This window comes from Kitasatospora sp. NPDC057692, assembly GCF_042799475.1.
Lineage (GTDB): Bacteria > Actinomycetota > Actinomycetes > Streptomycetales > Streptomycetaceae > Kitasatospora.
On record NZ_JBHVIV010000036.1, the window covers coordinates 1 to 13,660 of the forward strand.

General features: G+C 72.8%; 13 protein-coding genes. 6 read left to right on the plus strand and 7 right to left on the minus strand.

The annotated features are described in order from the left end of the window. Nucleotides 1-144 precede the first annotated feature (144 nt). From hutI to hutU, 4 genes are all read right to left on the minus strand, one after another. Nucleotides 145-1,314, minus strand: coding sequence for an imidazolonepropionase (gene hutI / locus ACFVFS_RS20970; RefSeq protein WP_380626173.1), 1,170 nt, complete (start codon nt 1,312-1,314; stop codon nt 145-147). Between the two features lie 92 nt (nt 1,315-1,406). Next, nucleotides 1,407-2,783 (minus strand): formimidoylglutamate deiminase, encoded by a 1,377-nt coding sequence (locus ACFVFS_RS20975; protein WP_380626102.1) that lies wholly within the window; start codon nt 2,781-2,783, stop codon nt 1,407-1,409. Then, the gene (locus ACFVFS_RS20980; protein WP_380626174.1) at nt 2,774-3,958 is read right to left on the minus strand and encodes an allantoate amidohydrolase; all 1,185 of its coding nucleotides are present in this window, start codon (nt 3,956-3,958) and stop codon (nt 2,774-2,776) included. Before ACFVFS_RS20980 ends, ACFVFS_RS20975 begins: the two co-directional genes overlap by 10 nt. Before the next feature lie 29 nt (nt 3,959-3,987). Further along, nucleotides 3,988-5,655 carry a urocanate hydratase gene (gene hutU / locus ACFVFS_RS20985; RefSeq protein WP_380626103.1) on the minus strand — a complete coding sequence of 556 codons (1,668 nt, stop codon included), beginning with the start codon at nt 5,653-5,655 and terminating at the stop codon, nt 3,988-3,990. Between the two features lie 175 nt (nt 5,656-5,830). On the opposite strand from hutU, the gene ACFVFS_RS20990 reads away from it, so the two are divergent. The 4 genes from ACFVFS_RS20990 to ACFVFS_RS21005 all read left to right on the plus strand — a co-directional run bounded on the left by ACFVFS_RS20990 (nt 5,831) and on the right by ACFVFS_RS21005 (nt 9,515). Continuing rightward, complete coding sequence (locus tag ACFVFS_RS20990; RefSeq protein ID WP_380626104.1) at nt 5,831-6,235, plus strand: hypothetical protein; 405 nt, start codon at nt 5,831-5,833, stop codon at nt 6,233-6,235. A gap of 265 nt (nt 6,236-6,500) precedes the next feature. Continuing rightward, nucleotides 6,501-7,163 (plus strand): hypothetical protein, encoded by a 663-nt coding sequence (locus ACFVFS_RS20995; protein WP_380626105.1) that lies wholly within the window; start codon nt 6,501-6,503, stop codon nt 7,161-7,163. A gap of 22 nt (nt 7,164-7,185) precedes the next feature. After that, nucleotides 7,186-8,865: an N-6 DNA methylase gene (locus ACFVFS_RS21000; protein ID WP_380626106.1), complete on the plus strand. Its 1,680-nt coding sequence runs from the start codon at nt 7,186-7,188 to the stop codon at nt 8,863-8,865. Continuing rightward, a complete protein-coding gene (locus ACFVFS_RS21005) occupies nt 8,862-9,515 on the plus strand; it encodes a restriction endonuclease subunit S (protein WP_380626107.1) in 654 nt (217 codons plus the stop codon). Before ACFVFS_RS21000 ends, ACFVFS_RS21005 begins: the two co-directional genes overlap by 4 nt. Nucleotides 9,516-9,526: 11 nt before the next feature. On the opposite strand, the gene ACFVFS_RS21010 is transcribed toward ACFVFS_RS21005, so the two are convergent. Beyond that, complete coding sequence (locus ACFVFS_RS21010) at nt 9,527-9,847, minus strand: hypothetical protein (RefSeq protein ID WP_380626108.1); 321 nt, start codon at nt 9,845-9,847, stop codon at nt 9,527-9,529. A gap of 106 nt (nt 9,848-9,953) precedes the next feature. Between ACFVFS_RS21010 and ACFVFS_RS21015 the strand changes: the two genes are divergently transcribed. Continuing rightward, nucleotides 9,954-10,433: an SRPBCC family protein gene (locus ACFVFS_RS21015; protein ID WP_380626109.1), complete on the plus strand. Its 480-nt coding sequence runs from the start codon at nt 9,954-9,956 to the stop codon at nt 10,431-10,433. Nucleotides 10,434-10,436: 3 nt separating this feature from the next. On the opposite strand, the gene ACFVFS_RS21020 is transcribed toward ACFVFS_RS21015, so the two are convergent. Continuing rightward, entirely contained in the window at nt 10,437-11,306 is an 870-nt protein-coding gene (locus ACFVFS_RS21020) for a MurR/RpiR family transcriptional regulator (RefSeq protein ID WP_376095389.1), read from the minus strand. 221 nt (nt 11,307-11,527) lie between these two features. On the opposite strand from ACFVFS_RS21020, the gene ACFVFS_RS21025 reads away from it, so the two are divergent. Beyond that, nucleotides 11,528-11,974 carry a hypothetical protein gene (locus tag ACFVFS_RS21025; RefSeq protein ID WP_380626110.1) on the plus strand — a complete coding sequence of 149 codons (447 nt, stop codon included), beginning with the start codon at nt 11,528-11,530 and terminating at the stop codon, nt 11,972-11,974. Nucleotides 11,975-12,032: 58 nt separating this feature from the next. Here the strand turns inward: ACFVFS_RS21025 and hutH are convergent, their stop codons facing one another. Further along, nucleotides 12,033-13,610, minus strand: coding sequence for a histidine ammonia-lyase (gene hutH / locus ACFVFS_RS21030; protein WP_380626175.1), 1,578 nt, complete (start codon nt 13,608-13,610; stop codon nt 12,033-12,035). Nucleotides 13,611-13,660 lie beyond the last annotated feature (50 nt).

The window sequence follows — 13,660 nt, forward strand, 5'->3', positions numbered from 1 at the left end:
CCGCGTTGTTCTTGTGTCTGGTGGGCTGGTTTTTTTTAATACGAGCCGGGGGGGGGGGGTCGCGCGCGGCGCGGGGGGGGGGGCGGGGCCCACACCCCCCCCCGCCCCCGCCCCGGCCCCGCTCGGCTCGGACCCCGCTCCGGCTCAGACCTCGCGCACGCCCGCCCGCCAGACCGCCGCGGTCAGCGGCACGCCCGGCCGGTAGGCCAGGTGCACGTGCGAGGGCGCGTCCAGCAGCTGAAGGTCCGCCCGGGCGCCCACCGTCACCGTGCCGACGTCCGTGCGCCGCAGCGCCCGGGCGCCGCCCGCCGTCGCCGCCCACACCGCCTCGTCCGGCGTCATGCCCATCTCGCGCACCGCCACCGCGATGCAGAACGCCATCGAGCTCGTGAAGCTGGAACCCGGGTTGCAGTCGGTGGAGAGCGCCACCACCGCCCCCGCGTCCAGCAGCCGGCGCGCGTCCGGGTAGACCGCGCGGGTGGAGAACTCGGCGCCCGGCAGCAGCGTCGCCACCGTCGAGGAGCCGGCCAGCGCGGCCACGTCCTCGTCGGTCAGGTGGGTGCAGTGGTCGGCCGAGGCCGCTCCCAGCTCGACGGCCAGCTGCACGCCCGGACCGTAGGTCAGCTGGTTGGCGTGCACCCGGGGCGTCAGCCCGCGCGCCGCCCCGGCGCTGAGGATCGCCCGCGCCTGGTCGCCGTCGAAGGCGCCCTTCTCGCAGAACACGTCCACCCAGCGGGCGTACGGCGCGCAGGCGTCCAGCATCGGGCCGGTGACCAGCTCGACGTAGCCGGCCGGGTCGTCCGCGAACTCCGGGGCCACCACGTGCGCGCCCAGGTAGGTGGTCTCCGGCGTGTACGAGGAGGCGATCCGCAGGGCCCGGGACTCGTCCTCCACGGTGAGCCCGTAGCCGGACTTGCACTCGACCAGCGTGGTGCCCTGGCGCAGCGCCTCGCGCACCAGCCGGGCCAGGTTGGCGTCGAGCTCGGCGTCGGCGGCGGCCCGGGTGGCGGCCACCGTGGTGCGGATGCCGCCCGCCGAGTAGGACTGCCCGGACATCCGGGCGTTGAACTCGGCGGTGCGGTCGCCCGCGAACACCAGGTGGGCGTGCGAGTCGACGAAGCCGGGCAGCAGGGCGCGGCCCGCCGCGTCGAACCGCTCGTCGGCGGCGGGCGCCTCGGCGGCCGGTCCGACCCAGGCGACGGTGTCGCCGTCGATCACCACCGCCGCGTCGGTGAGCAGGCCGAGCGGCCCGGTCCCGTCCGCGGGGTTGTTGGTGACCAGCGTGCCGATGCCGGTGATCAGCGTGCTCGGGATGCTCGGGGAGGTCACGTCATGCCTTTCGGGGGGACTCGGGGAGCTCGGGGGCCGGGGAGCTCCGGGGCCCGGAGAGCTCGGGAAGCAGCGTCTCAGCAGCTCAGGGCGTCGATCGAGGACCTCAGCGCGCCCGGCACGTCCGGCACCAGCAGGTGCACGCCGTCCCGGACGACCTGCCGCCCGCCGACCACCACGTGCCGCACGTCCGCCGCCGAGGCCGCGAACACCGCGATCTCCGCGCCGAGCCGCGGCGCGGGACCGGCGGTGCGCACCGAGTCCAGCGCGATGACCGTGAAGTCGGCCAGCGCGCCCGCCTCGATCCGCCCGGCCTCGGGCCAGCCGAGCGAGGCGTGGCCGTCCTCGGTCCCGGCCCGCAGCAGCGCGTTCGCCGTCCAGTGGCCGCGGGTGCGGGTGCGCAGCCGCTCGTCCAGCTCCAGCGCCCGGGCCTCCTCGAACGGGTCGATGACGGCGTGGCTGTCGCTGCCGAGGGTGACCGGGCAGCCGCCGGAGGCCAGCTGCCGGGCCGGGCCGATGCCGTCGGCGAGGTCCCGCTCGGTGGTGGGGCACATGCAGACGGTGGTGGAGGAGTCGGTGAGCAGCTTGACGTCCTCCTCGGTGAGGTGGGTGGCGTGCACGGCCGAGGTCCGCGGGCCGAGCACCCCGTGGTCGGCGAGCAGCCGGGTCGGGGTGACGCCGTGCGCGGCGAGGCAGGCGTCGTTCTCGGCGGTCTGCTCCGAGAGGTGGACGTGCAGCGGGGCCTCGCGCATCGCCGCCCAGTGGGCGACGGTGCCGAGCTGCTCGGCGGGCACGGCGCGCACCGAGTGCACGGCGGCGCCGATCCGGGCGTGCTCGCGCGGGCGCAGCGCGGCGGCCCGCTCGGCCCAGGCCTCGGCGTCGCCGTCGCTGAACCGCAGCTGCGGCTTGGCCGGCTCGGCGCCGAAGCCGGAGGAGAGGTAACAGGTGTCGAGCAGGGTGATCCGGACACCGGCCCGGGCGGCGGCCTCGATCAGCGCCTCGCCCATCGCGTTGGGGTCGTCGTAGCGGACGCCGCCGGGCGCGTGGTGCAGGTAGTGGAACTCGCCGACGGCGGTGATCCCGGCGAGCGCCATCTCCGCGTAGACGGCGGTGGCGAGCGCCAGGTAGCGGTCCGGGTCGAGCGCGCCGGCGAACCGGTACATGGTGTCGCGCCAGGTCCAGAAGGTACCGAAGCCGACCTGGACGTGGCCGCGCAGCGCCCGGTGGAAGGCGTGCGAGTGCGCGTTGGCCTGGCCCGGCAGCAGCAGGCCCTCCAGCCGGACGGCGCCGGGCGGGCAGGGTCCGCTGTCCGGCTGCACCTTGGCGATCTTGCCGCCGGCGCCGGTGTTGATCAGGACGTCCTGTTCGACCACCGGCCCGTTGACGTGCGGCAGCCAGGCGTACTGCGCCCAGAAGGTCGTCGTCTGCGTGCCTCCGGCACGGCCTAGTGACACGCCAGGTCCTCCAGTACGTCGGCGAGGGCGGCGACGCCGGCCAGGCAGTCGGCGGTCTCGGCGTGCTCCGCCGGGGAGTGCGAGACGCCGCTCGGGTTCCGCACGAACAGCATGGCGGTCGGCACGGCCGATGCCAGGATTCCGGCGTCGTGTCCCGCGCCGGTGGGCAGCACGGGGGCGCCGCCCAGCACGGCGGCGAGGCGGTCGCGCAGCGGGCCGTCGAAGTCGACCACCGGGGTGTACGACTCGCGGGTCAGCTCGACCCGGACGCCGTCGCGCTCGCCGCGCTCGGCGGCGGCGCGCTCGATCTCCGCGACCAGCGCGGCGAGGGTGGGCTCGTCGGCCGCCCGGGAGTCCAGCCAGCCGCGGACCAGGGAGGCGATCGCGTTGGTGCCGTTGGGTTCGACGGCGACCTTGCCGAAGGTGGCCAGCGCGCCCGCGAGCCGTGCCTTCTTGCGGGCGGCGAGCACGGTGGTGGCGTAGGTCAGCATCGGGTCGCGGCGGTCCTCGATCCGGGTGGTGCCGGCGTGGTTGGCCTCGCCGTGGAAGTCGAACCGCCAGCGGCCGTGCGGCCAGATCGCCGAGGCGACGCCGACCGGCCGGTGCTCGGCGAGGTGGCGGCCCTGCTCGACGTGGAGTTCGACGAAGGCGCCGATCCGGGCCAGCCGCTCGTGGTCGGCGCCGATCGCGGTCGGGTCCTGGCCGGCCCGCTCCATCGCGTCGGGCAGCCGGACGCCGTCGGCGTCGCGCAGCTCGTACGCGGCCTCCCGGCCCAGCACCCCGGCGGTGAGGCGGGAGCCGATGCAGGCGACGCCGAACCGGGCGCCCTCCTCGTCGCCGAAGTTGACGATCGCCAGCGGCCTGTTGAACTCCGCGTTCCGGGAGCGCAGTTCGTCGAGCGCCGCGAAGGAGGACACCACCCCGAGCGGGCCGTCGAAGGCGCCGCCGTCGGGGACGGAGTCCAGGTGCGAGCCGGTGACGACGGCGTCGCCGGCCGCCGGATCGCCCAGCCAGGCCCACTGGTTGCCGTTGCGGTCCAGCTCGTAGGCGAGGCCGCGGTCGCGGGCCTGCTGCTCGAACCAGGCGCGGCACTCGGCGTCGGCGGCGTTCCAGGCGAACCGGCGGTAGCCGCCGGACGCGGCGGAGCGGCCCACGGGGAGCAGCTCCGCCCACATCTCCTCGAAGCTCCCGGCGGTCAGCCCGGTCACAGCTCGCCCATCGGGACGCGCACGCCGCGCTCGGCCGCGACCTCGGCGGCCCGGTCGTAGCCGGCGTCGACGTGCCGGATGACGCCCATGCCCGGGTCGTTGGTGAGCACCCGGCGGATCTTCTCTCCGGCCAGCGCGGTGCCGTCGGCGACGGTGACCTGCCCGGCGTGGATCGAGCGGCCGATGCCGACGCCGCCGCCGTGGTGGATGGAGACCCAGGACGCGCCGGAGGCGACGTTGACCATGGCGTTGAGCAGCGGCCAGTCGGCGATCGCGTCGGAGCCGTCCAGCATCGCCTCGGTCTCCCGGTAGGGGGAGGCGACCGAGCCGCAGTCCAGGTGGTCGCGGCCGATGACGATCGGCGCGGAGAGCTCGCCGCTCGCCACCATGTCGTTGAACCGCTCGCCGGCCTTGTCGCGCTCGCCGTAGCCGAGCCAGCAGATCCGCGCCGGCAGCCCCTGGAAGTGCACCTTCTCCTGGGCCATCCTGATCCAGCGGTGCAGCGACTCGTTCTCCGGGAAGAGGTCGAGGACGGCCTTGTCGGTCTTGTGGATGTCCTGCGGGTCGCCGGAGAGCGCCGCCCAGCGGAACGGGCCCTTGCCCTCGCAGAACAGCGGGCGGATGTAGGCGGGGACGAAGCCGGGGAAGGCGAAGGCGCGGTCGTAGCCGGCCAGCTGGGCCTCGCCGCGGATCGAGTTGCCGTAGTCGAACACCTCGGCGCCGCGGTCCTGGAAGCCGACCATCGCCTCGACGTGCCGGGCCATCGACTCGCGGGCACGCCGGGTGAACTCGGCGGGCTTCTCGGCGGCGTAGGTCGCCATGTCGTCGAAGGAGACGCCGACCGGCAGGTAGCTCAGCGGGTCGTGGGCGCTGGTCTGGTCGGTGACGATGTCGATCGGCGCGTCCATCGCGAGCAGCTGCGGGACCAGCTCGGCGGCGTTGCCGAGCACGCCGATGGAGAGCGGCTGCCGCTTGTCGCGGGCGGCGGTGGCGAGCTCCAGCGCGTGGGAGAGGTCCTTGGCCTCGACGTCCAGGTAGCGGTGCTCGATCCGGCGGGCGATCCGGGACGGGTCGCAGTCGATGCAGATCGCGACGCCGCCGTTCATGGTGACGGCCAGCGGCTGGGCGCCGCCCATGCCGCCGAGGCCGGCGGTGAGGGTGATGGTGCCCTCCAGGGTGCCCTCGAACCGCTTGTTGGCGACGGCGGCGAAGGTCTCGTAGGTGCCCTGGAGGATGCCCTGGGTGCCGATGTAGATCCACGACCCGGCGGTCATCTGCCCGTACATGGTGAGCCCGAGGCTCTCCAGCCGGCGGAACTCCTCCCAGTTGGCCCAGTCGCCGACCAGGTTGGAGTTGGCGATCAGCACCCGCGGCGCCCACTCGTGGGTCTGCATGACGCCCACCGGCCGCCCGGACTGCACCAGCATGGTCTCGTCCTGCTTGAGCCCCTCCAGCGTGCGCACCATGGCGTCGAAGGACCGCCAGTCGCGCGCCGCCTTGCCGGTGCCGCCGTACACGACCAGCTTCGACGGGTGCTCGGCCACCTCGGGGTCGAGGTTGTTCATCAGCATCCGCAGGGCCGCCTCCTGCTGCCACCCCTGCGTCGTCAGCCCCGTCCCCCGCGCCGCCCGCACCTCACGGGGTCCGCTCGCCTGCTGCACCATGTCCCGGCCTCCTTGCGGATGAATTCATTCAGGATCGACACGGCTGAATATATCCAAACATCCAGCCTCCGGCCAGAGGCTGCACGCTGAGCAGATTGAAGAATTGCCAGTGCTGCCCAGTCCTGCCTGAAGCATCTGCTACTCTAGTCGAGCACGATTCGACGAAGGGGGAAAAGTGCCGCACGTAGAGGTCGACATCCAGACCGCCAGGGCGCTGGAGTTCGCAGCACGGATGGCCGGGATCACACCGGGGCAGGTCGTCGCCCGACTGGTGCAGGAGGCCAGCCCGGTGCACACCCGGGAGGCGACACCCACCGAATCCAGGCCGACGGGCGACAAGCGCGTGGCGATCCACGCGCAGTACGAGGGTTTCCTCACCGAAGCCCTGTTCGACCCGGCGACCGGACGGGTGGACATCATCTCCGGCCCCCTGAAGGGCACCTCGCACAGGACTCCGAGCTCCGCGGCCAGGGCGATCATCAACCACCACAACCCCAAGGTCTCGGGCGCTCGCAATGGGTGGTCGTTCTTCTCGCTGAGCGACGGCAGCGGCCGCCCCCTGCAGACCATCCGACCCTGAAGCCCCAGGAGGGGTTAACAAGAGTCAGCTCATCGCAATGCACTTGATCGCGGGCGGATGACGCAGTAACGTCTCCAGTGCCGGGGAAGGTGCTCGCGCGGCTGATCACGCCGCACGGACACCGGGAGCGCGGGGCTGCCGACGCGCAAGAAACAGCAGTGCCCCGGGCGGCTTGATTTCAGAGGCGACCCGGGGCTTACCCGATCGACACTACCACTCATCCTCGGGGCTTCAACGGTCCCGCAAGATCCCAGGGGGGACTCCAATGGACACCGGCGAGTGGACGCCCTGGATGCTGCGCAGCCTGTCGCAGCCGCGACTCGACTCCTACGCTGCGGCCGCCGGCGGCATCGCCGAGGGCTCCCGGCTGTACTGGTGGAACATCGAGGCGTCCGGGGCGTTCTACGCGCCGCTGCAGTTCCTGGAGGTCGCCCTTCGGAACGCGCTTCACAACACCTTGCGGCAGAAGTACGCCCGCGCGGACTGGTGGTCGGCCGCCCCGCTGGACCCGCACGGCATCCGGCTGGTCGACAAGGCTCGCCAGGACCGGGTGCACCGGAGCCGCCCTTCGGCAACCGCCGACGACATCGTGGCGGGGCTGTCGTTCGGCTTCTGGGTCAAGCTGCTGTCCAGCCGGCATGACCGGACGTTCTGGGTGCCCACGCTTCACCGCGCCTTCCCGCGGGGCGTCGGGCGTCGGGACTCGCTGCACGGCCAGTTCAACAGCATGCGTGAGCTGCGCAACCGGATCAGCCACCAGGAGCCGATCCACCACCTCGACCTCGAAGCCGCCCACACCACCCTCCATCGTCTGCTGGGCGCCCTCGACCCCGAGCTCGCGCAGGAGGTCCTGCGGATGGACCGGACGCCGACCGTGCTCAAGAACCGTCAGGACACCTGTGCGGGACTGCGGACACCACAGTTCTGACCGGACGGACAGGGAGGAACCGATGACAGAAGCAGCCGAACCGCTGTTCTCCCGCTCGGAGATCGCCGAATACGCCGGGGTGAAGCGGCCCGCCGTCACCAACTGGGAACGGCGGCACAGCGACTACCCCCGGCCGGTGGCGGTCGAGGGCAGCGAGCTGTTCCGGGGCCAGGAGGTGGCCGCGTGGCTGTCGACCCGCGTCATTCCGGTTCGGTCGCTACTCCCTGGCGAGGCAGCGGGAACCACCTACGGCGACCGGTTCCGCCGTTCCGTGCAGCTGCCCGCGATCGACGACCGAGCCGGCACGGCGACACACGGACATGACGCGGCGCAATCGGCACAGATGGCGCACGCGCTGTTGGGTGCGCCCTTCGAGCCATGGCGACAGACCGGGAGGGCGAGCGAATACCTGCAGATCCTTCTGATCCTCGTGTTCGTCCGTGGCCTCATGCCCGAGGAATGGCGAGCCTCATACCAGGAAGCCCGCTGGGACCGTAACTGGTTTCACCAGTTCTCTCGGTTGCTGCCCGAGGAAGCCCGACCGGTCGGCGATTCGCTGCTGATGCGGCTCGACGACCAGCTGAGCGAGTCCGACCTCCGCGCGCTGGATCACGCCGAGTGGATCATCAACAGCCTCGACAGCCGCGCTCAGGCGGCCGCGCTCTTCGAACACCTTCTCCTGGTCACCGCTGAACGGGAGGGCCCGCGCAGCTCGGAACTCGTCACCCCGCCCTCGCTACGACGGCTCATGGTGGAACTGGCGACCGACCAATCGACTCCGACGAAGGTGTATGACCCGTACTGCCGCTCCGGCGAGCTGCTCACCGAGTTCGCGCGAGCACGCACCCGGCTCACGCCCACCTACGAGGCCGTCGTCTCCACTCCCATCCAGTACCACCAGTTCGTCACCGCTCTGAACCTCGGCCTGCACGACGTTCCGTTCAAGAGCCGTCTGGACCACGATCTCCCCGCCCCGCCGGCCGCAGCCGCCCGCAGGATGTACGACCTCGTCCTCAGCAACCCGCCGTTCAGCATGCGAGCCCGCTACGGCACGGGTTTCGACCAGTACGACTGGCCCTTCGGCGCTCCACCGCGCCATAACGCGGATCTGGGCTGGCTCCAGCACGTCGTCGAGTCCCTGGCCCCCGGTGGCAGGGCTGTCGTCGTCATGGCCAACGGAGCAGCGTTCCGCCGAGGCCGGGAGAAGGACATCCGCGGGCGGTTGCTGGAGGCCGGTGCCGTGGATGCCGTGATCGCCCTTCCGCGCAACCTCTTCAGTTCGACCGGCGTGGCGGTCAGTCTGTGGCTGCTGCGCTGTCCGAACGATGACCGCACCACAGATGTGTTCTTCCTCGACGCGCACGACGCCGGTTCCATGGTGACCAGGACCCTGCGGGCACTCACCGATGCGGACATCACGGACGTGATCAGCGAGTACCGCTCCTGGCGCCGGGCTCCCCGCGGGTTCGAGGGTCGTCGCACGGCGACATGGTCCAGCGGCAAGGCCACGTTCGCCGAACTGCGTGACAACGACTTCGTGCTCGAGCCCACCCGCTACGTACGCCCATCCGACGACAAAATCCCGGATCGCGAAAGCGTCCTGACCGACATCGGGCAGCTGTACGAGCGGCTGCGCCGACTCCATGGGCAGGCGCAGGATGTGGATGAGCAGGTCAAGCAGCTGCTGAACGGAATGACATGACGCCCTCCTCGCCAGTACCGTCCGCCGCCGGCTGGGCGAGCACTCTGCTCGGTGATCTTTGTGAAATCCATTCGGGTCCCGGCCACTTGGCGGCGCCGGCCAATCGCGCCGAGCGCGGTATCCCCCTGCTGCGCCCCATGAACATCGGTCACCGCGGCGAGATCGTCCACCACGATCTGGCCCATGTGCCCGAAGAGGACAGCACCAAGGTCTCCGGGTACCGGCTCGCGGTCGGCGACATCCTCTGCGTACGCACCGGTTCGCCGGGCCGAGCTGCCCAGGTCTCCGAAGCCGAGGCCCAGTGGCTCTTCACCAGCAATCTCCTGCGCCTGCGACTCCGTACGCCCGAGCTGGGGCGCTACTTGGTGCACTATCTGAACAGTCCTCAGGCCAGAACCTGGATCGGGCGGGAGACCCCCCGGGGTGTCGGCATCCCGAGCATCTCGGTAGCCGTCCTGGCACAGCTCCCTGTCGCCGTTCCTCCCCCGGACGAGGCCGAGCACATCTGCACCGTGCTCGACACACTGGCGGAGAAGGCCTCGGTGCACGAGGAGATCGCCCGCACGACCATGGAAATCCGTGAGCGTTTGTCCGCTCTTCTCTTCGCCGGGTTCGATCACACCCTCGGGAGGACCGCGGGGACCATGTGATCCCCGCGCCCTCACGCTGCGGCGTCGTCGTCCCAGTGGATGCCGATCTCCTCCAGCCAGCGGCGGTCGGCGGCGTCGGGGACGGGGGCGCGGGGCGGGCGGGGGATCTCCTGGACGGGGCCGAGGCCGTACTGTGCGGCGGCCTCGGCGGCGCGGGCGTCGGGTTCGATCACGCCGACGTGGACGACGGTCTCGTCGCCCGGGTCGAGGACGGTGAGTTCGGGGTCGGGCAGACGGCGCAGGGTGACGCGGCGTCCGCAGGTCGGGCAGGACCACTCGTCGGCTCCCGAGGCGAGCCGGCCGACGAACTTCATCTCGTGGATCACGCGCATGGCGGCACCCCCTGACTGGAGTGATGCCCGCCCTGGGCGGATCGCCAACCTGCGGGTACGGTCGGCGGAGCCGGTGAACCGGCCGGGGTCGACGGGGAGGGGCGGCATGGACCGCGAGTGGAGCGTCGAGGAGAGCATCGGCCTGGCGGCGGAGCCCGCCGCGGTCTACCGCGCCGTCAGCACGGTGCGGCGGACAAGCGAGTGGAGCCCCGAGTGCCGGGCGGTGTGGGCCCCCCGGGGACCGCTACGGACCGGTGACCGGTTCGTCGGCTTCAACCGGCGCGGGCTCCGCGTCTGGTTCACCACCTGCCGGGTGACGACGGCCGAGCCCGGCCGCGAGTTCGTCTTCCGGGTGGAGTCGTTCGGGCTGCCGATCGCCGAGTGGGGCTACCGCGCCGAGCCGGACGGGGCGGGCGGCACCACCCTCACCGAGTACTGGCGCGACCTGCGGACCGGGCGCGGGGCGCCGGTCGCCGAGCTGCTCGGCAAGGTGTTCACCGGCGTCCCGGCGGAGCGGCGGGCGGCCGCCAACCGGGCCGGCATGCGGCTGACCCTGGAGCGGATCCGGCGGGCGCTCACCGTCTGACCGCTACTCCAGGAACAGCCCGCGGGCCGCCGCCGACTGCTCGATGGCCTCCAGCCGCGCCTCGGCGCCCGGGAGTTCGTCGCACATGGTCTGCAGCAGCACCCGGCCGAGCATCATCGGCGCGCAGGCCGTGTCGAAGACCAGGCCGGTGCCGACGGCGGCCGGCAGCATCAGGTCGGAGAGCTTGGCGACCGGCGCGAAGACGCTGTCGGCCACGGTGATGACGGTCAGTCCGCACTCGCGGGCCACCGCCAGGGCGTCCATCAGCTCGCGCGGGTGGCGCGGCAGGGCGAAGCAGAGCAGCACGCTCGCGCCGGCCGCGGCGGCCTGTTCGAGGCGGTCGGCGAGCATGCTGCCGCCCTCGTCGAGCAGCCGGACGTCCGGGTGCACCTTGGCGGCGAAGTACGCGAAGCCGCGGGCCTGCGCGGAGGCGGCGCGCAGGCCGAGGACGGGCAGCGGGCGGGAGGCGGCGAGCAGCCGGGCGGCCCGGGTGATCGGCTCGGGGTCGGCAAGCAGTTCGGCGAGGTGGCGCAGGTGCTCGATCTCGGCGAGGACGGCCTGCTGGTGCTCGTTGCGGACGGCGTCGGCCGGGGTCTCGGGGGCGGCGGGCTCGCCGGCGCCCAGCTCGCGCAGCTGCTTGCGCAGCGCCGGGTAGCCGTCGTAGCCGAGGGCCACCGCGAAGCGGGTCACCGAGGGCTGGCTGACGCCGGCGAGTTCGGCGACCTCGACGCTGGAGAGGAACGGCGCCTCGGTGGCGTGCCGCACCAGCGAGTGCGCGATCCGCCGCTGGGTGGGGGTGAGCCGGTGACCCTCGAAGAGCTGGAGCAACCGGGCGGAGGGACCGACCGGGCCGGCGTCGTCGGTGGCGGTCATGGGGCGGTACCTCCGGATGCGAGCTGTTCGGATGACTGTGCAGCAGCGGACCGCCACTGGCAAAGACGTCTCGTACGGCGGGACGACGGCTGAGATGTCCGGGATGCGGCCCCGTCCGGGCCGCGCACGGGCTCGGGGTGACCCTGAAATCCCCCTGAGACCCCCCTGAATACCGGCGAACGGGTGGACCCGCGTGCCCCGGCGGGCGCAGTCTGGTCTCCATGGACACTCGCCAGGACGGCCTGGGACGCGATCTGGACGCCACGCTGCAGGCCCGCAAGGAGCTCGGCAAGGAGTACGAGTCGGAGCTCATCGACTCCTTCCTGTCCCGGCTCGACGCCCGGCTGGACGCCCGGGTGGAGCGCCGGGTCAGCGAGCGGCTCGGCCCGGCCGACGGGTACGGCGCCCCGGCCGAGGCCGGCCGCCCCTACGGCCCGAACCCGGGGTACGGGCTCGGGCCGCACCGCTTCGGCCGTTCGGCCACCCGGCTGCCGATCATCTCGATGGCCCTGGGCATCCCGCTGTCGGCCATCTCCGGCGGTGTCGCCGGCTTCTGGGGTCTGCTGGTCTGCTGGGGCGGCATCGTCGGCGTCAACATCTCGGCCGCCCGGGCCGAGCGCCACGAGGAGAAGAGCCGCTCCTCGGCCGCGCGGAGCGAGTGGGAGTAGGCCGGGGCGCCGATCCGCCGTCACCCGTCCCACCCGCTCCGCACGATCGGGCCGGCCGTCAGGCCAGCGGCCCGGTGACCCGCTCGACCGCCCGCACCAGTTCGCCGGAGGCGACCAGCGCGGCCGCGGCCTCCAGGTCGGGCGACAGGAAGCGGTCGCGCCCGGCGCCGCCCACCCCGGCGGCGCGGGCGGCGGCCAGTGCCGCGGCCGTGGCCGGAGCCGGCGCGCCGCTGGCGTCGGCCTGCTGCCGGATCTCCAGGGCCCGTGCGGCGGCGGTGAGTTCGACGGCGAGGATGCGGCCGAGGTTCTCCACCGCCTGGCGCAGCTTGCGGGCGGCGGACCAGCCCATCGAGACGTGGTCCTCCTGCATGGCCGAGGAGGGGATCGAGTCGACCGAGGCCGGAACGGCGAGCCGCTTGTTCTCGCTGACCAGCGCCGCCTGGGTGTACTGGGCGATCATCAGACCGGAGTCCACGCCCGGGTCGTCGGCCAGGAAGGCCGGCAGGCCGTGCGAGCGGGCCTTGTCGAGCAGCCGGTCGGTGCGGCGCTCGGAGATCGAGCCGAGGTCGGCGGCGGCGATGGCGAGGAAGTCCAGCACGTAGGCGACCGGGGCGCCGTGGAAGTTGCCGTTGGACTCGACCCGGCCGTCCGGCAGCACCACCGGGTTGTCCACCGAGGCGGCCAGCTCGCGGGAGGCGACCAGCTGGGCGTGCGCGAGGGTGTCGCGGCCGGCGCCGGCCACCTGCGGGGCGCAGCGGATCGAGTAGGCGTCCTGGACGCGCGGGGCGTCGTCCTGGTGGTGGCCGGTGAGGCCGGAGCCCTTGAGCACGGCCAGCATGTTGGCGGCCGACAGCGCCTGCCCGGGGTGCGGGCGGATCGGGGCGTGCAGCTCGGGGGCGAGCACCTTGTCGCTGCCGAGCAGCGCCTCCAGGGTCATCGCGGCGGTGATGTCGGCGGTGGTGAACAGGCGCCGCAGGTCCGCGACGGCCATGACGAGCATGCCGAGCATGCCGTCGGTGCCGTTGATGAGGGCCAGGCCCTCCTTCTCCAGCAGCTCGACGGGCTCGATGCCGGCGGCGGCGAGCAGCTCGCCGGCGGGCTTCTCGACGCCGTCGGGGCCGGTCGCCACCCCCTCGCCCATCAGGACGAGCGCGCAGTGGGAGAGCGGCGCGAGGTCGCCGGAGCAGCCGAGCGAGCCGAACTCGCGGACCACCGGGGTGATCCCGGCGTTGAGGATCGCGGCCATCGTCTCGGCGACCAGCGGGCGGACGCCGGTGCGGCCGCTGGCGAGGGTCTTCATGCGCAGGAACATCAGCGCGCGGACCACCTCGCGCTCGACCGCCGGGCCCATCCCGGCGGCGTGCGAGCGCACCAGCGAGCGCTGCAGCTGGGCGCGCAGCTCGGGGCTGATGTGCCGCACGGCGAGGGCGCCGAAGCCGGTGGAGACGCCGTAGACGGGGCGCGGTTCGGCGGCCAGGGCGTCGATCCGGGCGCGCGCGGCCGCCATCTCGGCGAGCGCGTCGGGCCCGATCCCGACCCGGGCGTTCCCCCGGGCGACGGCCAGCACGTCCTCGGCGCTGACGTCGGCCTTGCCGACCTGGACGAGCGGCGCGTGGGGGGCCGCAGCACTGTGCATATCCATATACACCATCTCACCAGGTGAATGAAGATATGACAACCACCCCG

Excerpts from the sequence above, each read along its gene's own strand:
- ACFVFS_RS20980 (WP_380626174.1), bottom strand. The coding sequence starts at position 3,958 with ATGTGGGCGGAGCTGCTCCCCGTGGGCCGCTCCGCCGCGTCCGGCGGC.
- ACFVFS_RS20995 (WP_380626105.1), top strand. The coding sequence starts at position 6,501 with ATGGACACCGGCGAGTGGACGCCCTGGATGCTGCGCAGCCTGTCGCAG.
- hutU (WP_380626103.1), bottom strand. The coding sequence starts at position 5,655 with ATGGTGCAGCAGGCGAGCGGACCCCGTGAGGTGCGGGCGGCGCGGGGG.
- hutH (WP_380626175.1), bottom strand. The coding sequence starts at position 13,610 with ATGCACAGTGCTGCGGCCCCCCACGCGCCGCTCGTCCAGGTCGGCAAG.
- ACFVFS_RS21005 (WP_380626107.1), top strand. The coding sequence starts at position 8,862 with ATGACGCCCTCCTCGCCAGTACCGTCCGCCGCCGGCTGGGCGAGCACT.
- ACFVFS_RS21010 (WP_380626108.1), bottom strand. The coding sequence starts at position 9,847 with ATGCGCGTGATCCACGAGATGAAGTTCGTCGGCCGGCTCGCCTCGGGA.
- ACFVFS_RS21015 (WP_380626109.1), top strand. The coding sequence starts at position 9,954 with ATGGACCGCGAGTGGAGCGTCGAGGAGAGCATCGGCCTGGCGGCGGAG.
- ACFVFS_RS21020 (WP_376095389.1), bottom strand. The coding sequence starts at position 11,306 with ATGACCGCCACCGACGACGCCGGCCCGGTCGGTCCCTCCGCCCGGTTG.
- ACFVFS_RS21025 (WP_380626110.1), top strand. The coding sequence starts at position 11,528 with ATGGACACTCGCCAGGACGGCCTGGGACGCGATCTGGACGCCACGCTG.
- ACFVFS_RS21000 (WP_380626106.1), top strand. The coding sequence starts at position 7,186 with ATGACAGAAGCAGCCGAACCGCTGTTCTCCCGCTCGGAGATCGCCGAA.